This is a genomic window from Leyella stercorea DSM 18206 (assembly GCF_000235885.1).
GTDB classification, from domain to species: domain Bacteria; phylum Bacteroidota; class Bacteroidia; order Bacteroidales; family Bacteroidaceae; genus Prevotella; species Prevotella stercorea.
The window spans coordinates 31747-50436 of record NZ_JH379423.1; the positions used below are offsets into that span (position 1 = coordinate 31747).

Sequence of the window (18690 nt, forward strand, 5' to 3'; positions counted from 1 at the left end):
ACATATTATCGTCTGCTGCCAAAGCCGCCACCACGACTGCCACCGCTGAAGCCTCCGCCGTTATGACTACCTCCGCCAAAACCATTTCCAAAACTTCCACGATTGCTTCCAAATCCATTATTTCTGCCGTACGATGGTTGACCGTTTTGACGACGATTGTATTGCCAGTTCTGTTGGCGGTTATTATCGTAGCGAGAATTATTACGTACTGTTGTACGCTGACCAAAACTGTTGCGATGAGTGCGTGTTGTGGTGCGATTGTCGTATCTTACTCTGCTACCAAACCCTGATGCGGTGAAATTACGTGTAGGATTGGGTCTACCTCGATATGAATAATATACATAAGGAACGCCCCATCCCCAATGAGGATAGTGCCATCCCCAACAATCATAATACCACGGAGTATACCATGGATTGTACCATGAATAATAGAAATTCCATCGTGAAGACCAATAAGGACGATATGGCGAATACCAACTATACGCTCCATACCAATATGGATCATTCCAATAGCTATAGAGCGACGGACAATAGTAGTCGTCGAAGCGTTCCATACGACGAGAATACACGAATTCATCGTTCATATCATCGAAATATTGAGCAGAATCCGACATTACCATGGCTGTTGAGTCAAGTGCTGCCAAATCATAGGTTCCGTCACCTTTCTCAAATACTATCACATCTTTACTCTGTTTCTTCGGAACAAAGTACATGTCATCATCCTGCGCCATCATCGGGAGTGAGATTACTCCAATTATTGCTGCCAATAACAATCTTTGTATCATAATAGTTTTGTTTTAAGTTCTACTATCACCAGCCCTCTACATACAAGGCTGCTACTTTTTCAACTACAAAATTAATGCGAAATATTATATAAGTATAGGGATTTTGCCTAAAAAGAATTAGGATTTTCCCTATTTTATGCTTTTTTTGCAATGTATACCACCATCAGACAAACAGTTTTGTTGGTTGTAACCGGATTGTAATATGTGTTTAAACATGGTGTAATACATAGCAAGTAATTTTGCAGCGTGAAAAAACCAAAGAATTAAACATAAATGGAAACAATTTATTTAGCGATTGTGGTCTTTCTGCTATGTCTGGCAGTATTTGACCTTTTTGTTGGAGTAAGTAACGATGCCGTCAACTTCCTTAACAGTGCCATTGGAGCGAAAGTGGCAAAGTTCCGCACGGTGCTCATCGTTGCTTCAGCAGGTGTGGCAATTGGCGCCGTAATGTCCTCGGGTATGATGGACGTGGCACGTCATGGTATTATGCAGCCAGCCAATTTCTCATTCTACGACGTGATGACCATCTTCCTTGCCGTCATGGTAACAGATGTTATTGTGCTCGACATGTTCAACACGCTCGGTATGCCGACCTCTACTACCGTTTCGCTCGTGTTCGAGTTGCTTGGCGGTACGTTCGTTCTTGCAGCTATCAAGATTGCAGCCGACCCGACGCTCGGCTTTGCCGACCTGCTTAACACGGACAAGGCGTTGAGCGTGATTGTCGCCATCTTTGTGAGTGTGGCTATCGCCTTCTTCTTCGGTATGATTGTGCAATGGCTCTCACGTATAGTGTTCACTTTTAATTATAAGAAACACTCGCGCTACTCTATCGCACTCTTCGGCGGTATCGCCTTCACAGCTCTCTCCTACTTCATCTTCCTTAAAGGCTTGGGCAAGAGCCGCTTCATTGCAGAGGACGTTCGCACATGGATTGACAGCAACATCTCGTTACTGTTGCTCTACACGTTCATAGGTTCAACTATCATGATGCAGGTCCTGCACATGCTGCGCGTCAACGTGTTCAAGTTCATCGTGCTAATGGGCACTTTCGCTCTTGCCATGGCTTTCGCCGGCAACGACCTTGTGAACTTCATCGGTGTGCCTCTCGCCGGTATGGATTCGTTCCGCGACTACATGGCTAATAGCAATGGCATTGGCGCGAGAGACTTTATGATGACTTCGCTTATGGAGTCGGCACAGACACCTTCGATCTATCTACTTGCTGCAGGCGTAGTCATGATTGCGGCTATGGCTACTTCAAAGAAAGCACGCAACGTGATTAAGACCAGCGTCGACCTCAGTCGTCAGGACGAAGGCGACGAGATGTTCGGCTCGAGCCGTGCTGCACGCAGTATTGTACGCGTCACTCAGGACGGCAATGGTTGGGTAATGCAGTACATGCCGAAGTCTATCTCACGCTGGATTGACAGCCGCTTCAACAAGCAGGAGGCAGAGCTTAACGACGGAGCTGCGTTCGACGTGGTTCGTGCAGCCATCAACCTCGTGCTCGCATCAATGCTTATCACGATTGGCACCAACTATAAGTTGCCACTCTCTACAACATACGTTACGTTCATGGTGGCAATGGGTTCTTCGCTTGCCGACCGCGCTTGGAGTCGAGAAAGTGCCGTATTCCGCGTGACAGGTGTTATCAGCGTAATCGGTGGTTGGTTCATCACTGCAGCCGTAGCTTTCGGTGCTTGTGCCCTTGTCTGCCTGATAATGTTCTATGGCGGCATACTTGCTAAGATTTTATTCATGGTTTTAGTAGTTGCGTTGCTCATCAAGAGTAACCGCAAATATGCAAACAAGGAGAAAGAGGGCGAGAAGGAAGACGTATTCCGTCTGATGATGCGCACCCGCGATCCGGAAATTGTGCTCGACCTACTTATGAAGCACGTATCACGCACACAGAGCTTTATGACACGCTTTGCTATCGACGAATTTAACAACATAATCGACGGTTTGGAGAACGAGCGCACACGCACTCTGCGCAAAGTGAGCAACGAACTGAGCAAAGAGAAGGACATGCTAAAGAAGTTCCGCCGTCAGGAGTTGCTCGCCCTTAAGCGTGTTCCGACAGAGATTGCAATAGAACGCAACACATGGTTCCATCTGGGCATCAACTCTTCGGAGCAGTACATCTACTGTCTGCGTCGTATTCTCGAACCGATAAAGGAGCATGTGGACAATAATTTCAACCCTATTCCACAGGTCTACATCAACGAGTTCCGTCCGCTGCGTGCTACAATCAACGACCTGATGCAACAGACCGAGACACAGATTTCAACATGCCGTTTCGAACATTACCGCGACACTCTTGCACTTGCAGACAAATGTAAGGACGAACTCTCTATTGTCCGTAAACGCCACATCGACCGCATCACGGAGATGAAGGACAACAACCTACTGCAGGTATCGCTCGTATATCTCAATCTCCTGCAGGAGAGCCAGCAGCTGCTCAGTAACATGCGCCACCAGCTGAGAGCAGCCAAGAAATTCATGGAAAACTAAAACTAAACTTCCATAGTAACTGATTAATTGAAAAGACCCTGCCAATTCTTTTAGGCAGGGTCTTTTGCTTTAAACAAGTTCAAACACGCCTGTCGGCTGTTTGCGTCTAAGTACATCGAGTTTCACCTTAATGCCTGCGTCAGAAAGAGCCTGCTCAATCGACTTGCGAGCCAATTCAGGGTGATTGTTCTCTTCGCTTAGATGGCAGAGCCATATGTGCTTTAGGCGTTCTGTATAATTTTCTACGAGTGCTGCACCACATTGTGCATTACTCAAATGCCCGGTTCCGCATTGTATACGTTCTTGCAAATGGCGTGGATAGGGACCGTTTTGTAGCATTTGCAGATCGTAATTAGCTTCTATAACGAGATAGTCTGTATTGCGGATGATAGCTTTCATTTCCTCTGTAATATGACCAACGTCGGTGAGTAAGGTAAACACAACACCTTCATACTCTATTGAGTAACCAACATTGTCTGAACTATCGTGTGGCACTCCAAATGGTGTAATATGGAACCCACTTGCCTCGAAAGCCTCTCCCTTCACCACATAATGACGATTTGCTTGCGCAAGTTTCAGTTTCATACAATAGTTATTGTCCATCCCGGAATGGACAAGGCGTGTTGCATACACAGGAAGGTTTAGCTTCTTACTGAGGCTTCCCACTGATTTGATGTGATCAGCATGATCGTGTGTCACGAGTATTGAACTGAATCCTCCAGGCATGTGCAAGCCATAGTCGCCAAAGTGTTTTTTAAGGCTTCGTGTTCCTACACCTACATCGATTAAAAGTCCATCGTGCTCAGTATATATATAGTAGCAGTTGCCACAACTTCCGCTGCCAAATGATATAAATTTAAACATTGCTATATTATAAGGTAATGAGAAATATGTAGGGGTTTTGCATTACAAAGTTATTAAAAAATATTGGTTTTGCACAAAACTTTAACGACATTTTGCCTAAACTATAAACAAACGTACAATATACCGATAGTAATGAAGATGCAATGTTTTGTTCGTAAAAATGCTCGAATCATTATAAAAATCAGTAACTTTGCATATTTAAAATGGTATATTTACAAATAACAAATATATGATGAATACGAGAAGCAATGGTCGTACACATAATTGGTTTGGCGTTGTAGGACTTTTAACAGCACTGTTGCTGATGGGTTCATGTTCATACAGCGAGGAGAGAGCCATAGAGCAGAGTGCAGTCAGTTTTGCTCAAAAATACTTTAACTTGCACTATTGCCAAGCATTATCAGAATGTACACCCGAATCAGAAAAATGGGTGCGTCTTAAGGCATCGAACATAACGCAAGAAGATTTAGACATACTCAACACCCAAGCCGATTCTGCGACATGTACGGTAGAATTGGTAGAATTTGACGGTGATAGTGCAACCACCATTGTGGAAGTGTGCAATTTCCTCAACTGTGACTCAATCGGCAAACCTGGCGTAATTTGTCCCAATGCCAAATTCAAGCTAACACTAAAAAAGATTGGCAAACAATGGAAGGTAGATATACAAAGTCCAATTAAAACAAGTATTTAAACAACAGATATATTTAAACAACAGATATAGATGATTTCAATAGAACAACTGTCAGTAGAGTTTGGTGTTAAGCCACTGTTCCGCAACGTAAGTTTCGTAGTGAACGACCGCGACCGCATAGCACTTGTGGGCAAGAACGGAGCAGGAAAATCAACTATGCTGAAGATTATATGCGGGCTGCGGAAGCCTACCGAAGGCAATGTGGCGATACCTACTGACACCACAATCGGCTATCTGCCGCAGGTGATGGTGTTGCAGGATAACACAACCGTAAAGGAGGAAGCACGCAAGGCGTTCGCCGACACGGCTAAACTTAAGGCACAGATAGAGGAACTCAACCGACAGATGGCTGAGCGTACCGACTACGAAAGTCCCGAGTATGCCGAGTTGGTGGAGAAGTTCACGCAGAAGCACGACCACTACATGATGATTGGTGGCGACAACTATGAAGCAGAGATAGAGCGAACGCTCACAGGTCTGGGCTTCACACGCAACGACTTCGAGCGCCCAACGAAGGAGTTCAGCGGCGGTTGGCGTATGCGTATTGAATTAGCGAAAATTCTGTTGCGCCGCCCCGACGTACTGCTGCTCGACGAGCCTACCAACCACCTCGACATAGAGAGTATCGGTTGGCTCGAACGCTTCCTACAACAGAGCGCAAAGGCTGTAGTATTAGTTAGCCACGACCGAGCGTTCATCAACAACGTCACAAACCGCACCATAGAGATATCGTGCGGTCAGGTGAACGACTACAAGGTGAAGTACGATGAGTACGTGAAACTGCGCGCCGAACGCCATGAACAGCAATTGCGTGCTTACGAGAATCAGCAAAAGGAAATAGCTGATATCAAGGACTTTATAGAACGCTTCAGATACAAGCCGACAAAGGCTGTGCAGGTGCAGAGCCGCATCAAGCAGTTGGAGAAGATTGTGCCTATCGAAGTAGACGAAGTGGACAATGCAACGATGCACCTAAAGTTTCCGCCATGTCTACGTTCGGGCGACTACCCCATCATATGTGAAGACGTACGCAAGGACTATGGCGAGCATACGGTGTTCAAAAACGTAAATCTCACGATAAAGCGTGGCGAAAAGGTGGCGTTCGTAGGCAAGAACGGCGAGGGAAAGTCGACGCTCGTGAAATGCATAATGGGCGAGATTCCGTTCACGGGAAACCTAAAGGTGGGCCACAACGTGCAGATTGGCTACTTCGCACAGAACCAGGCGCAACTGCTCGACGGCGAGATAAGCGTGTTTGACACAATCGACCGCGTGGCTAAGGGCGACATACGTCTGAAGATAAAGAATATTCTCGGAGCGTTCATGTTCGGAGGCGAGGCAATCGACAAAAAGGTGAAGGTATTGTCGGGCGGCGAGCGTAGCCGTCTGGCTATGATAAAGTTGCTGCTCGAGCCGGTGAACCTGCTCATTCTCGACGAGCCTACCAACCACTTGGACATGGCATCGAAGGAGGTGCTGAAGGAGGCTATCAACGCCTTCGACGGCACGGCTATCATCGTCAGCCACGACCGAGAGTTTCTCGACGGACTGGTTTCGAAGGTATACGAGTTCGGCGGAGGCGCCGTTCGCGAGCATCTCGGTGGCATATACGACTACCTGCGCTCGCGCGACATCAGCAGTCTGAACGAGCTTGCCGCCATGAGCCAGCAGTCGGCTGCGTCTGCACAAACGGTAGCAGCCCAACAGAACGACGACACAGCTGCCAGCTCGGGCAAGATAAGCTACGCCGAGCACAAGGAGCAACAAAAGAAGATACGCCGTGTAGAGAAGCTAATAAAAGAGTCGGAAACAAAAATTGAGGCAATGGAGAAGCGAATTGCCGAGATTGACACATTGCTTTGTCTGCCAGAGAATGCTGCCGACATGACTCTCATTAACGAATACACCGAAATAAAATCGAGAATGGATGAAGAAGAAGAGCGTTGGACTGAACTCTCTGAGGAACTTGAAGCACTGAAATAATAGCGTCCATACACAATTAATACATATAAACGCCACATAGTTACAAAGAAAATTCGTAACTTTGCGCTTGCTATCATCAATGGCAGTAAAAATAACAGAACAAAGATGTTAATAGATTATCAAAAAGCAAATATATATCAGGCAGACGGAACTGTGCTCAACGATGTTGACTTTCAAGTTGATGCCGACCAGTTTGTTTATGTAATTGGCAAAGTTGGTTCGGGCAAATCATCGCTCTTGAAAACAATATATTGCGAAGTAGATTTCGACAAAGACGATGCCGAAAAGGCAGAGGTCTTAGGCCGTGATTTGCTCAGCATAAAGCGTCGAGATATCCCTGCGCTACGTCGTGAGATGGGTATCATCTTTCAAGATTTTCAACTGCTACACGATCGCAATGTGTACAGAAATCTTGAGTTCGTGCTGCATTCCACAGGTTGGAAGTCGTCCAAAGAAATTGCTGCGCGCATAGAGCAGGTGCTTGAAGCTGTAGGTATGCAGGACAAGAAGTTGCGTCTGCCACATGAATTATCTGGTGGTGAGCAACAGCGCATCGCCATTGCACGTGCTTTGCTCAATAGTCCTAAGATTATCATAGCAGACGAACCTACAGGTAACCTCGATCCTGAGACAGCGGAAAAGATTGTCGGTTTGCTCTACGAAATAAGCCATACGGGTACCGCAGTCGTATTCTCGACCCACAACCACGGACTCATTGAGAAATTCCCTGGTAGGGTGTTCAAGTGTGAAGATGGCAAGTTATGTAATGTCACAGATAAATATAACAAGTAAACGTATAAAACAATAATGAAAGTAATGAAATTTGGAGGTACCTCTGTAGGTACTCCGGAACGCATGAAATCCGTTGCGACAATGGTCTCTGAGTCAGGAGAACAAGTGTTTGTTGTGTTGTCTGCAATGTCAGGAACAACAAACTCACTCATAGAGATTTCCAATTACCTCTACAAGAAGAACTCCGACGGAGCTAACGATGTAATCAATAATCTTGAGCAGAAATACATGCAGCACGTAGAGGAACTCTACTCTACCGACGAATACAAACAGCGCACTCGCGAATTTCTTGCATCAGAGTTCAACTATCTCCGTTCGTTCACAAAAGACCTCTTCACAAGCTTTGAGGAAAAGAATATCGTAGCGCAGGGAGAAATTATTAGCACCAACATGGTTACAAACTTCCTTTTAGAGAAGGGCGTAAAGGTGGTTCTGCTTTCAGCTTTCGACTTTATGCGTACTGACAAGAACGCCGAACCCGACACTCACTACATCAAAGAGAAGTTGGCTGCGGTAATGAAAGAAAATGAGGGCTATCAGGTATATATCACTCAAGGATTTATATGTCGCAACGCTTATGGCGAGGTAGACAATCTGTTGCGTGGTGGTAGCGACTTCACAGCATCGCTTATTGGCGCAGCCTTGCCTGCTGAAGAGATTCAGATTTGGACAGACATTGATGGTATGCACAATAACGACCCACGTGTAGTGGACAAGACAGAAGCTATTCGCCAGCTCAACTTTGAAGAGGCTGCAGAGCTTGCATACTTCGGTGCAAAGATTTTGCACCCAACATGCGTGCAGCCAGCTAAGTTCGCAGGCATCCCCGTACGCCTTAAGAACACTCTCGACCCTAAAGCTGAGGGCACTATCATCGATAACGTGTTGCTCAGAGGCAAGATTAAAGCTGTTGCTGCTAAAGACAACATCACGGCTATCAAGATTAAATCGTCGCGAATGCTCTTCGCAACAGGCTTCCTTCGCAAGGTGTTTGAGATATTCGAGTGCTACCAAACTCCTATTGATATGATTACAACGAGTGAGGTTGGTGTATCGATGAGTATCGACAACACGTCTCACCTCAACGAGATTGTAGACGAACTGAAGAAGTATGGCACCGTAACCGTCGACTCGGACATGTGTATCGTATGCGTTGTGGGCGACCTCGACTGGAACAACCTCGGCTTCGAAAGCATTGTCTTGGACGCGATGAAGAATATCCCCGTGCGTATGATTTCGTATGGTGGAAGCAATTATAACATATCATTCCTTATCAGAGAAGCTGACAAGGAACGCGCATTGCAAAGCCTCTCCGACGTGCTCTTCAACAATAAGTAAAGAAGAACAACGTTATATATTAAGATTATAGGAGTTAACTGAGGACAATGGCATAGCCACGCGAAGTTAACTCCTAACATTATTTTATAGTAATAACCATTAAATGCACAAAGAATGTTTTCGGTTGACAAGTTAAATAGCATAGCAACACCCTACTACTATTACGACACGCAGTTGCTGCGAAAGACGTTAGAAGTTATAAAACAAGAATGTGAGAAGCATGAAAACTTCCACGTTCACTATGCCGTGAAAGCAAATGCCAATCTGAAGATATTGCGTATCATCAGCCAGTATGGTTTTGGTGCCGACTGCGTGAGTGGCGGCGAAATAAAGGCGGCTATCGAGGCAGGTTTTCCTGCTGACAAGGTGGTGTATGCAGGCGTGGGCAAGAGCGATTGGGAGATTAATCTCGGACTGGAGAAGGGCATTGCCTGTTTCAATGTCGAATCGATTGCCGAACTGGAGGTTATCGAAGAGTTGGCAGTGGCAGCCAACAAGACTGCTAATGTTGCTTTCCGAATCAATCCCAATATCGGTGCCCATACACATGCAAACATTACGACCGGACTCGCAGAGAATAAGTTTGGTATAGCAATGCAAGACATGGAGAATGTAATAGAACGTGCAACAACGATGAATAATATCAATGTTGTTGGTCTGCACTTTCATATTGGTTCTCAGATACTTGACATGGGCGACTTCAAGGCATTATGTAATCGCATTAACGAGCTGCAAGTGCAACTTGATAAGCACCATATATATGTTCAAAGCATTAATGTAGGCGGCGGACTCGGCGTGAACTACGACTCACCCGACCATCAGCCTATACCCGACTTCAAAGAGTATTTTCACACGTATGCTAAGCATCTCCGTCTGCGTGAAGGTCAACAGCTACATTTCGAACTTGGACGCTCTGTAGTCGCTCAATGTGGTTCGCTCATCTCTCGTGTGCTCTACGTAAAGCAAGGCTCACATAAACAGTTCACCATTCTTGATGCTGGCATGACCGACCTCATACGTCCGGCTCTTTATCAAGCGCTGCACAAGATTCAGAACCTCACGAGCAACGAGCCAACAGAAGTTTACGATGTAGTAGGACCTATCTGCGAGTCGAGCGATGTCTTCGCTAAGGCCATAGACCTCAATAAGTGTCATCGTGGTGACCTCATTGCTATACGCTCAGCCGGTGCATACGGTGAGATAATGGCAAGCGCATACAACTGTCGTCAATTGCCTAAAGGTTACATTACAGAAGATTTGTAAATAATCAGAAATGTTTATCGATAATATAACAATCATAATAAGTATCATTGTTCTACTACTGACCATTGCATCGGTAGTAGCCAATCCTTTTTTCCGTTCTATTAAGACCAAGAGCACCAAAGATACCACAATTGAATTGCCCCCACTTACTGTTGTTGTGCTCTCACAAAACAATGTGGAGGCACTTGACAAACACCTGCCACTTATCTTTTCGCAAGATTATGCACCAGGCTTTGAAGTCGTAGTTGTTGGCGAAAAGGGCGACCTCGATTTAGAGGCAGTACTTGCTAAATACGCTGACAACAAGAACCTTTATGCTACGTACATCCCCAAGCGTTCGCTTTTTATGAGCAAACCTAAGTTGTCAGCCTCATTGGGCATAAAGGCAGCCCACAACGATTGGGTCATTATGCTTAATGCTTCGTGTGCACCTGCTTCTGACAAATGGCTGCAAACCATTGCAGAAAGCATAGATAGCAATACGAACCTTGTTCTCGGCTACTCCAACTATAAGGATGACGTGAAGCCCTATCGTCGCTTCATACGTCTTCGTGAAGCTTGCTATTATCTGCGAGCAGCTGCACATGGTATCGCTTACCGTTCTACTGGTGCAAACATCGCATTCAGACGTTCCGAGTTTATCAGTGGCGATGGCTATCGCGGCAACTTGCAGCACGTGTATGGCGAATACGATTTCATAATAAACAAGTTTGCAAGACCCTACTCAACAGCTATCACATTGCTACCAGACTCATCCGTACACAACGATTGTCCAACTAAAAAGACCTGGACTGAATATTGTATAGCCAACAGTCATGTAGGTCGTCACCTTGAGCGTAAGGCCCTAATGCATCTATCCTACATAACCGATGCACTGTTTATGTATATCAACTATGTCGTCATAATCACAACAGGCGTATTTGCAGTCCTAACTGGCAGATGGATTGCTTTAGCTGTTGCAGCGTTGTGTCTCATAGCAACAATAGCATTGCGTATATTTTTCGTAAAAAGAAAATGTAATATCTTCAGTGAGCGCCTATCCGCATGGTCTATCCCATTCTATGAATTGTCGCTTTTGTGGTTCGATATACTCACCAAACTGCGCTATATAAGAGCAGACAAACACGATTTTTCTACGCATAAAATATGAGAATCAAATTTATAAGTCTCTTAAAAGGCACTGCATCTCCTTTGAACAAGGAATTGCCGGACACTATCGCCGATAATATTAGTAGCATTGGTGATGTGGAAGTTGTGGACAATGCTCCCGACCTTGTGCATGTGTTTGGTAAGTGGTCTGGCACTACTGCCACAACTATGAAGGGCTACACGCACAAAGGTATTCCCGTTGTTTTCACATCAGCGAATGGATTGGTAGATGTTCTCCCTCCACATTCCCTCATGCTTGCCCCAACAGTATTTCATTGCTGCGGACCAGCAGAAGCAGGACTTATAAAGAAATTGTTACCCAAAGCATCTGTTAAGGTCATTGCCAACGAGCAATTCACTTTAACAACCGACCGCACAACCATGCTCCGACAGTTCAACGACCTATATGCTAAGGTGTACAACGAACATGAAGCAAAGGTAATGTCTGAAATCAACAACAAGGTTAGAACGTTGAACATTTCTGACCATGCCATTAACGAAATATGCTCTCAATTGCTATATCTGCAATACGCTTTCCGACGCGAGACGATACGCCAGAGATTGCTTGATAACCTTTCCGACACACTGATTAATAGCAACTACGATGAAGAATCAATGCGTCAAGCACTTGACACCTTGAAAATTTCGTCCTTTGCCACATCCGTAATGGCACTACTCGAATCCAAATCGCATCTCACAGAGGGCTTTATGCCCATAGCCGCATCTGACGACAAAACAACGAAACAGATGCAAAAGCACATTATATAACTCTCAACATCACTACATTGAACATGAGAAAAGATCATAAAGTCACAGCCAATGATATGAAATACCTGCAACTGCTTGCCCAGTCATTCCCGAACATCCCTGAAGCAAGCACCGAGATTATCAATCTGCAGGCCATTCTCAATCTTCCTAAAGGTACCGAGCACTTCGTTGCCGATATTCATGGCGAATACGAAGCATTCCTTCACATTCTGAAGAATGCTTCGGGCAATATACAACGCAAGGTGAACGAGCTTTTTGGCAATCTGATGCGCGAATCGGATGCACGCGAGCTCTGCACATTGATATACTACCCCGACCAGAAACTCGAACTGATAAAGGCAGCCGAGGAAAACATCGACGACTGGTATCACATCACCATACACAACCTGGTAGCAGTATGTCGCTTGGTATCAAGCAAGTACACACGTTCGAAGGTTCGCAAGGCACTACCACGCTCCTTCTCATACATCATACAGGAATTGCTGCATGAGCGCACAGACGATGCCAACAAAGCTGACTATGTCAACGTCATCATCGACACAATCATATCTACTGGTCGTGCCGACGATTTCATCATTGCCATCTGCAACGTGATACAACGCCTGTCTATCGACCAGTTGCACATCCTCGGCGACATCTTCGACCGCGGTCCTGGCGCACACATCATTCTCGATACCCTCTCGCGCTACCACTCTTGGGACATACAATGGGGTAATCACGATGTGCTTTGGATGGGCGCAATGGCAGGCAATCGCGCATGTCAGTGCAACGTCATCCGACTCTCGCTGCGCTACGCCAATATGACAACCCTCGAAGAGGGCTATGGCATCAACCTCATGCCGCTTGCCACATTCGCCATGGACACCTATGGCGACGACCCTTGTGAGGAATTTATCCCTAAGATTTCGTCTGCCGACTCTGCACGTGTCGACGAAAAGTCGATACGTCTTGCTGCCCTAATGCACAAAGCCATAACCATTCTGCAGTTTAAGGAGGAGGCTGCCATCATCAAATGCCACGCCAAGTGGAAGATGTCCGACCGACTTATGCTTAACTACATCGACTACGACAAGGGCACAATCACTCTCAACGGCAAGGAATATCCGCTCAAGAGCAACTCCTTCCCCACCATCGATCCCAAACACCCCAATCGTCTCACACCCGAGGAGAAGCAGCTCATGGACAAGATCAACCACTCGTTCCAGGTGAGTGAGAAACTGCACAAGCACATACGCCTGCTCCTTCAACATGGTTGCATGTACGCTGTGTTCAACAACAACCTCCTCTTTCACGCCTCCATACCTCTCGACGAAGACGGAAAACTGAAGGAGGTAGAAATCATCCCTGGCACAACCTGCTCGGGCAAAGACCTGCTATATAACATCGGTATGCTCATCCGCTCAGCTTTCCAAACCGACTCTACACCTGAGGAACGCAACTACGCCATCGACTACTTCCTCTATCTATGGTGTGGTCCCGACAGCCCACTCTTCGACAAGTCGAAGATGGCAACCTTCGAACGTTACTTCATTGACGACAAGGAGACGCACACCGAAGAGAAGGGCAACTACTTCAAGCTACGCGACAACGAGCAGATAGTAGACAATATCCTTGATGCCTTCGACGTAGTAGGCGACAATCGCCACATCATCAACGGCCACGTACCCGTACACGTATGCAACGGCGAGAATCCCGTAAAAGCTAACGGCAAACTCATGGTCATTGATGGTGGTTTCTCGCAGCCATACCATAAGGAAACCGGCATTGCCGGCTACACCCTCGTCTACCACAGTCGTGGGTTCGTTCTCGTACAGCACGAGCCGTTCACATCCACAATTGATGCCATACAGAAGTGCTCCGATATCAAGTCGTCCACACAGATAGTCGAAATGTCCTCGCACCGTATGCGCGTAGCCGACACCGACATAGGTCGCGAACTGAAAAATCAGATTAGCGACCTTCAACGCCTCCTATATGCCTACCGACACGGCTACATCAAAGAAGCCATACCCAACAAATAATTGTGTAATAACTTCACTCGCGAAGCGAGCTATCTTCCAATAAAATGAACAACCCAACCATTTGCGCCATCGCTACCGCCCCAGGTGGTGCGATTGGCATAATTCGCATCTCAGGAAGCGAAGCCCTCACTATAGCCGACCGGATATTCCGTCCCGTCGGCTCTAATGTCCCATTAGCCGACCGCAAACCCTACACACTCGCCTTCGGCAATATCGTCAACGCTGAAAACGAAATCGTTGACGAAGTTCTCGTCTCCATCTTTCATGCTCCCCACTCCTACACTGGTGAGAACTCAGTAGAAATCTCCTGCCACGGCTCCGCCTACATACTGCAGCAGGTGATGTTCCTGCTCACCCAAAACGGATGCATTCCTGCCGGTCCAGGCGAGTTCACTCAGCGTGCATTCCTCAACGGCAAGATGGATCTCTCGCAAGCAGAAGCCGTAGCCGACCTCATCAGCGCTACCAACAAAGCTACACACGACATGGCACTCAGCCAGCTGAAGGGGCATTTCAGCAACGAACTCTCCGACTTAAGAGCACATCTCCTTAAACTCACATCGCTCTTAGAACTCGAACTCGATTTCTCCGACCACGAAGAACTCGAGTTTGCCGACCGCTCCGAACTCTACACCCTTGCCTGCGACATCCACCAACGTCTCGCCTCGCTCGCTCGTTCATTCGAAGTAGGCAACGCCTTGAAGAACGGTATCCCCGTAGCCATTGTCGGAAAAACCAACGTCGGAAAGAGCACCCTACTCAACCACCTGCTGCACGAAGAGAAAGCCATCGTGAGCGATGTGCATGGCACCACCCGCGACTTCATCGAGGACACCACCATCATCAATGGCATCCAGTTCCGCTTTGTCGACACAGCCGGCATCCGCTCAACCGATGACGTTGTCGAGATCATCGGCATCGAGCGCACCTACCAGAAGTTGCAGGAGGCGAAGATTGTGCTTTGGCTTATCGACCAACAACCCACCGAAGCCGAGATAGAGGACATCAAGGAGCGTGTGGCAGACAAGAAACTCATCATTGTACGCAACAAAATCGACCTCCCCAACTCATCATTGAACAACTCCTCATCGACGAAGCCGACAATTCTTGCTCAGGCAAGCGTCTCTATGAGCCGAGCGCAAAATACAAAACTCCAAATTCAAAACTCACAGTTAGTGGACATAAGTGCCAAATACGGTACCAACATCCCCGTTCTCGAACAACTCATCGTTGAAGCCGCCGACATACCTCAGCTCTCCGAAAGCGACATCGTCATCACTTCCGCACGCCACTACTCTGCTCTGCTCCTCGCAGACGAAAGTCTACAGCGTGTCATCGACTCAATGAACCTCGGATTAAGTGGCGACCTACTTGCCGAAGATCTCCGCATCGTCATCGACCACCTTGCAGAAATCACGGGCGAAGAGCGCATCACCCCCCAAGAAACACTTCAAAACATCTTCACCCACTTTTGCATCGGAAAGTAGCTTTTCTGCAGGGTAAAGGTCATTCGCATCATCAACATCCACGACCGGATTGACTCCAGCAACATCCTGTTTCCGGAAACCAAGCCATCTGACGTATTGGTAATGATTGGTTCCCTGCCCGACGAAGTCCTTGCTCTCAGGAAAGCTGCAGAGCATGTAATCAAGCTGCAGGAGAAGATGATTGTGTCTCTGCATCCTGTTTCTGCCAGCAAGACGCAGAAGCTCGACAGAGAAAAGACTGTAGTGAACCTCTATGTTGCCGGACATCCGATAGATGAAATCTGGAGAGCCAGCGGATTCAGAAGCAGAAGTTCCGTATTCCGCATTCTCAACAAGAACGGAATCAAGCAGAATAGAGGCAACCACTCCGGACCTATCAAGAAAAGAGACACAAAGTAAACAAGACATTGAAGATTAAATCATGAAGAAGATATTATTCCTACACGGATTCTTCGCCACGGGCAGTTGTCCGATGGCGAGAGCCTTGAAAGAGGCGTTTGAGGGGACGGCGGTGGTGCTGACTCCCGACCTCCCTTTGCACCCCAAGGAGGCACTGAAGGAGATTCACTCCATCATCGACCAGGAACAGCCCGACTTGCTTCTGGGCAACAGCTGCGGCTCTTTCCTTGCCCAGATGCTGGCTCCAGTGGTGGGCATTCCTGCCCTGCTCGGCAATCCGTATTTCATGATGACGGAGTTTCTGAAGGAGCGCATCGGCGAGCATGAATACAAGGCACCAAGAAGGGACGGTAATCAGCGGCTGGTAATTGACGAGGCGCTGATTGAGGAGTTCGCGGAGCTGGAAGCCGTGCAGTTTGACCATTGCAATCCATATTATAAGGATCGTGTGTGGGGACTTTTTGGTGAGCAGGACACCCTGGCTCACTTCTCCCCTCTCTTCCTGCAGCATTACAATCAAGCCTTCCATTTCCCTGGCGGTCATACGCCTACTGAGCAGGAGGTGAAGACCTGGCACGCTCCCCTTGCCCAGAAAATGCTGATGGAGTTTTCTGCAAAGGAAGAAAGATATTGTGGCGCACAAGCGGTGTGGTAGATAAAGCCGAACTGCTGGCTACGCTTGATTCATTCTTGACATAATCAAAAATATAAAAGAATAATCTTATGCGCATAATAGGAAACTTACTTTGGTGGCTGGGTATGAACACATTACATAGTTGCCTCGCCTACTATCTTCTTGCTATCAATGCAGTTACATTCATAGTTTACGGCATTGACAAATACAAGGCCAAGAAAGCCAAATGGCGCATTCCGGAAGTAACGCTTTTATTGCTGGCTGTACTTGGAGGAAGCATCGGGGCATGGATGGGAATGAAAGTCTGGCACCATAAGACGATGCACAAGAAATTCAAATACGGCATTCCTGCTATTCTGCTGATACAGATTGCGCTGATGGCGTATTTCACATGAATCTTTGGAAACAAATAGTTTGAAGAAAATTATGGCAATGACAATTGATACAACAAACCTCTGTTCGCATCTTCAAAAAAAGTTGTTTGAACCTGAGGGAGTATATTATCCTATCTGGCAAGCCATGCAGAACGATGAGGAGTTGACTGCCGTGGTTCGCTCACGACAGCTTCATATTTATCGTAATGGTAAAAAGATTCTCGTTCTCGCTGGCAAGGCTCAGCCGAAGATTATCAGAGAGGACAAACTGAATGAATTGATAATAAAATAAAGAACGAAGCTCATGAACTTTCCAGAAATATATTCAGCAACAGGCATGATGGAGCTAATTCAGAAAATCGGCTTCCTCCCTCTCCTTGATAGTAGCATTGAAGGCTTCTCTGCCGAAGACATCGTGGCGGAAGACTGCGGTTACGTAAGACTTCCTGAAGGCGGTTGGGACTGGCCGCTATGGAAATGGAAAGGCGAAATTGTGCAGGAAATGCCATGTATGTACGGAAAGTTCTTTAACAAGAAAGCAGGATTCATCAGCCAGGAATGGTGGCCGGACTTCTGTAACTATAGAAGAAGCAAGTTCCCTCGCCCAGATGATGACTCGATAGAAGGAGCCATTCTCTGCACGCTTCAATCTACCGGCTGTCTCACCACAAGAGAACTTCGGGCAGCCTGCGGTTTCACGGAAAACCGACGCACGAAGCAAGAGCAGAGTGAAGTTTGCTTCAACTCTGCCTTGCAAGAAGGAGGAAAACCGAAGGTCAAGGGAATGAGAAGCAAGTTTGACGGTTATCTCACCCGACTGGAAATGGCAACTTACATCGTAACCGAGGATTTCATCTACCCTCGTGACAAGCATAACCATGAATATGGCTGGGGATGGTCGCTGCTCAATACTCCCGAAGATCTCTATGGCAGGGAGGCTTGCCAATGCAACCGCACTCCCCTGGAATCTTACCAAAGGATTTTCGAGCATCTGAAAGAAATCCTGCCTGATGCTTCGGATAAACAGATTATTAAATTAATTGGATAAAAATGAGAAAGGAATCAAGAGCAATGGATAGTGGGTGGGCATTGGAAGTAATGCACAAGGCTCCGTATATAACTGTCAGTTTCATTGACGAAGACGGCAAACCTTATGGTTTACCCCTGTCACTCGCATCAGATGATGATGTGAATTGGTATTTTCATGGTGCCTTGGAAGGCAAGAAGTTGGAAGCAATCAAGGCTCATCCTGAGGTTTACCTTTCGGCCGTAACCCGTTGTGCGCCTACGGTTGGTCCGAAGGACGGCAGTTTCACCCTGCAATTCAAATCTGCCATTGCATTCGGCAAGGCAGAAATCGTGACAGATGAAGCAGAGAAGATTCATGGTCTCCGACGAATCTGTGAGCGTTTTCTTCCTCACCACATGGATGCTTTCGACCAGAGCATCGCCCGTTCCCTATCACGCACGGCTGTAGTTCACATCACACTTACTGAGCCACCAACCGGCAAACGCAAGCAGTATGATAAAGAGGGCGTGGAAATGAAATATGGCAGAATGGAATAAACGAACATTAAAACATATTGGTTATGAAGAAGATAAAGTTAAGCAATGGCGTG

General features: G+C 46.8%; 18 protein-coding genes. 16 read left to right on the top strand and 2 right to left on the bottom strand.

Annotated elements, in window-relative coordinates; translation table 11 throughout:
- Positions 1–5: 5 nt before the first annotated feature.
- The gene (locus HMPREF0673_RS14210; RefSeq protein ID WP_157591647.1) at positions 6–584 is read right to left on the bottom strand and encodes a hypothetical protein; all 579 of its coding nucleotides are present in this window, start codon (positions 582–584) and stop codon (positions 6–8) included.
- Between the two features lie 474 nt (positions 585–1058).
- On the opposite strand from HMPREF0673_RS14210, the gene HMPREF0673_RS06245 reads away from it, so the two are divergent.
- The gene (locus tag HMPREF0673_RS06245) at positions 1059–3305 is read left to right on the top strand and encodes an inorganic phosphate transporter (RefSeq protein WP_007899589.1); all 2247 of its coding nucleotides are present in this window, start codon (positions 1059–1061) and stop codon (positions 3303–3305) included.
- A 69-nt stretch (positions 3306–3374) separates the two neighbouring features.
- Here the strand turns inward: HMPREF0673_RS06245 and HMPREF0673_RS06250 are convergent, their stop codons facing one another.
- Complete coding sequence (locus HMPREF0673_RS06250; RefSeq protein WP_007899591.1) at positions 3375–4169, bottom strand: MBL fold metallo-hydrolase; 795 nt, start codon at positions 4167–4169, stop codon at positions 3375–3377.
- A gap of 229 nt (positions 4170–4398) precedes the next feature.
- On the opposite strand from HMPREF0673_RS06250, the gene HMPREF0673_RS06255 reads away from it, so the two are divergent.
- The 15 genes from HMPREF0673_RS06255 to HMPREF0673_RS06325 all read left to right on the top strand — a co-directional run bounded on the left by HMPREF0673_RS06255 (position 4399) and on the right by HMPREF0673_RS06325 (position 18637).
- Positions 4399–4863, top strand: a complete 465-nt coding sequence (locus HMPREF0673_RS06255) for a hypothetical protein (protein WP_007899593.1) — start codon at positions 4399–4401, stop codon at positions 4861–4863.
- Positions 4864–4893: 30 nt separating this feature from the next.
- Positions 4894–6846, top strand: coding sequence for an ABC-F family ATP-binding cassette domain-containing protein (locus HMPREF0673_RS06260; RefSeq protein ID WP_007899595.1), 1953 nt, complete (start codon positions 4894–4896; stop codon positions 6844–6846).
- Between the two features lie 105 nt (positions 6847–6951).
- The gene (locus tag HMPREF0673_RS06265; protein WP_007899599.1) at positions 6952–7638 is read left to right on the top strand and encodes a cell division ATP-binding protein FtsE; all 687 of its coding nucleotides are present in this window, start codon (positions 6952–6954) and stop codon (positions 7636–7638) included.
- A 15-nt stretch (positions 7639–7653) separates the two neighbouring features.
- Positions 7654–8976, top strand: coding sequence for an aspartate kinase (locus HMPREF0673_RS06270; protein ID WP_007899600.1), 1323 nt, complete (start codon positions 7654–7656; stop codon positions 8974–8976).
- Positions 8977–9090: 114 nt separating this feature from the next.
- On the top strand, positions 9091–10239 hold the full coding sequence (gene lysA / locus HMPREF0673_RS06275; RefSeq protein ID WP_007899601.1) for a diaminopimelate decarboxylase: 1149 nt from the start codon (positions 9091–9093) through the stop codon (positions 10237–10239).
- A 10-nt stretch (positions 10240–10249) separates the two neighbouring features.
- Positions 10250–11389, top strand: a complete 1140-nt coding sequence (locus HMPREF0673_RS06280) for a glycosyltransferase family protein (RefSeq protein WP_007899602.1) — start codon at positions 10250–10252, stop codon at positions 11387–11389.
- A gap of 41 nt (positions 11390–11430) precedes the next feature.
- Positions 11431–12156: a hypothetical protein gene (locus tag HMPREF0673_RS06285; protein WP_172633644.1), complete on the top strand. Its 726-nt coding sequence runs from the start codon at positions 11431–11433 to the stop codon at positions 12154–12156.
- Between the two features lie 23 nt (positions 12157–12179).
- On the top strand, positions 12180–14177 hold the full coding sequence (locus HMPREF0673_RS06290; RefSeq protein ID WP_007899611.1) for a fructose-bisphosphatase class III: 1998 nt from the start codon (positions 12180–12182) through the stop codon (positions 14175–14177).
- Positions 14178–14221: 44 nt separating this feature from the next.
- The gene (gene mnmE, locus HMPREF0673_RS06295; RefSeq protein ID WP_007899613.1) at positions 14222–15664 is read left to right on the top strand and encodes a tRNA uridine-5-carboxymethylaminomethyl(34) synthesis GTPase MnmE; all 1443 of its coding nucleotides are present in this window, start codon (positions 14222–14224) and stop codon (positions 15662–15664) included.
- A gap of 102 nt (positions 15665–15766) precedes the next feature.
- On the top strand, positions 15767–16063 hold the full coding sequence (locus tag HMPREF0673_RS06300; protein WP_007899615.1) for a hypothetical protein: 297 nt from the start codon (positions 15767–15769) through the stop codon (positions 16061–16063).
- 22 nt (positions 16064–16085) lie between these two features.
- The gene (locus HMPREF0673_RS06305) at positions 16086–16718 is read left to right on the top strand and encodes a YqiA/YcfP family alpha/beta fold hydrolase (RefSeq protein WP_007899617.1); all 633 of its coding nucleotides are present in this window, start codon (positions 16086–16088) and stop codon (positions 16716–16718) included.
- 104 nt (positions 16719–16822) lie between these two features.
- Entirely contained in the window at positions 16823–17092 is a 270-nt protein-coding gene (locus HMPREF0673_RS06310) for a DUF1294 domain-containing protein (RefSeq protein WP_040596573.1), read from the top strand.
- A 37-nt stretch (positions 17093–17129) separates the two neighbouring features.
- A complete protein-coding gene (locus HMPREF0673_RS06315; RefSeq protein ID WP_040596574.1) occupies positions 17130–17363 on the top strand; it encodes a hypothetical protein in 234 nt (77 codons plus the stop codon).
- Positions 17364–17375: 12 nt separating this feature from the next.
- Positions 17376–18119, top strand: coding sequence for an AlkZ-related protein (locus HMPREF0673_RS06320; protein ID WP_007899620.1), 744 nt, complete (start codon positions 17376–17378; stop codon positions 18117–18119).
- Between the two features lie 2 nt (positions 18120–18121).
- The gene (locus tag HMPREF0673_RS06325; RefSeq protein ID WP_007899621.1) at positions 18122–18637 is read left to right on the top strand and encodes a pyridoxamine 5'-phosphate oxidase family protein; all 516 of its coding nucleotides are present in this window, start codon (positions 18122–18124) and stop codon (positions 18635–18637) included.
- Positions 18638–18690: the final 53 nt, after the last annotated feature.

Excerpts from the sequence above, each read along its gene's own strand:
- HMPREF0673_RS14210 (WP_157591647.1), bottom strand. The coding sequence starts at position 584 with ATGAACGATGAATTCGTGTATTCTCGTCGTATGGAACGCTTCGACGAC.
- HMPREF0673_RS06245 (WP_007899589.1), top strand. The coding sequence starts at position 1,059 with ATGGAAACAATTTATTTAGCGATTGTGGTCTTTCTGCTATGTCTGGCA.
- HMPREF0673_RS06250 (WP_007899591.1), bottom strand. The coding sequence starts at position 4,169 with ATGTTTAAATTTATATCATTTGGCAGCGGAAGTTGTGGCAACTGCTAC.
- HMPREF0673_RS06255 (WP_007899593.1), top strand. The coding sequence starts at position 4,399 with ATGATGAATACGAGAAGCAATGGTCGTACACATAATTGGTTTGGCGTT.
- HMPREF0673_RS06260 (WP_007899595.1), top strand. The coding sequence starts at position 4,894 with ATGATTTCAATAGAACAACTGTCAGTAGAGTTTGGTGTTAAGCCACTG.
- HMPREF0673_RS06265 (WP_007899599.1), top strand. The coding sequence starts at position 6,952 with ATGTTAATAGATTATCAAAAAGCAAATATATATCAGGCAGACGGAACT.
- HMPREF0673_RS06270 (WP_007899600.1), top strand. The coding sequence starts at position 7,654 with ATGAAAGTAATGAAATTTGGAGGTACCTCTGTAGGTACTCCGGAACGC.
- lysA (WP_007899601.1), top strand. The coding sequence starts at position 9,091 with ATGTTTTCGGTTGACAAGTTAAATAGCATAGCAACACCCTACTACTAT.
- HMPREF0673_RS06280 (WP_007899602.1), top strand. The coding sequence starts at position 10,250 with ATGTTTATCGATAATATAACAATCATAATAAGTATCATTGTTCTACTA.
- HMPREF0673_RS06290 (WP_007899611.1), top strand. The coding sequence starts at position 12,180 with ATGAGAAAAGATCATAAAGTCACAGCCAATGATATGAAATACCTGCAA.
- mnmE (WP_007899613.1), top strand. The coding sequence starts at position 14,222 with ATGAACAACCCAACCATTTGCGCCATCGCTACCGCCCCAGGTGGTGCG.
- HMPREF0673_RS06300 (WP_007899615.1), top strand. The coding sequence starts at position 15,767 with ATGATTGGTTCCCTGCCCGACGAAGTCCTTGCTCTCAGGAAAGCTGCA.
- HMPREF0673_RS06305 (WP_007899617.1), top strand. The coding sequence starts at position 16,086 with ATGAAGAAGATATTATTCCTACACGGATTCTTCGCCACGGGCAGTTGT.
- HMPREF0673_RS06310 (WP_040596573.1), top strand. The coding sequence starts at position 16,823 with ATGAACACATTACATAGTTGCCTCGCCTACTATCTTCTTGCTATCAAT.
- HMPREF0673_RS06315 (WP_040596574.1), top strand. The coding sequence starts at position 17,130 with ATGACAATTGATACAACAAACCTCTGTTCGCATCTTCAAAAAAAGTTG.
- HMPREF0673_RS06320 (WP_007899620.1), top strand. The coding sequence starts at position 17,376 with ATGAACTTTCCAGAAATATATTCAGCAACAGGCATGATGGAGCTAATT.
- HMPREF0673_RS06325 (WP_007899621.1), top strand. The coding sequence starts at position 18,122 with ATGAGAAAGGAATCAAGAGCAATGGATAGTGGGTGGGCATTGGAAGTA.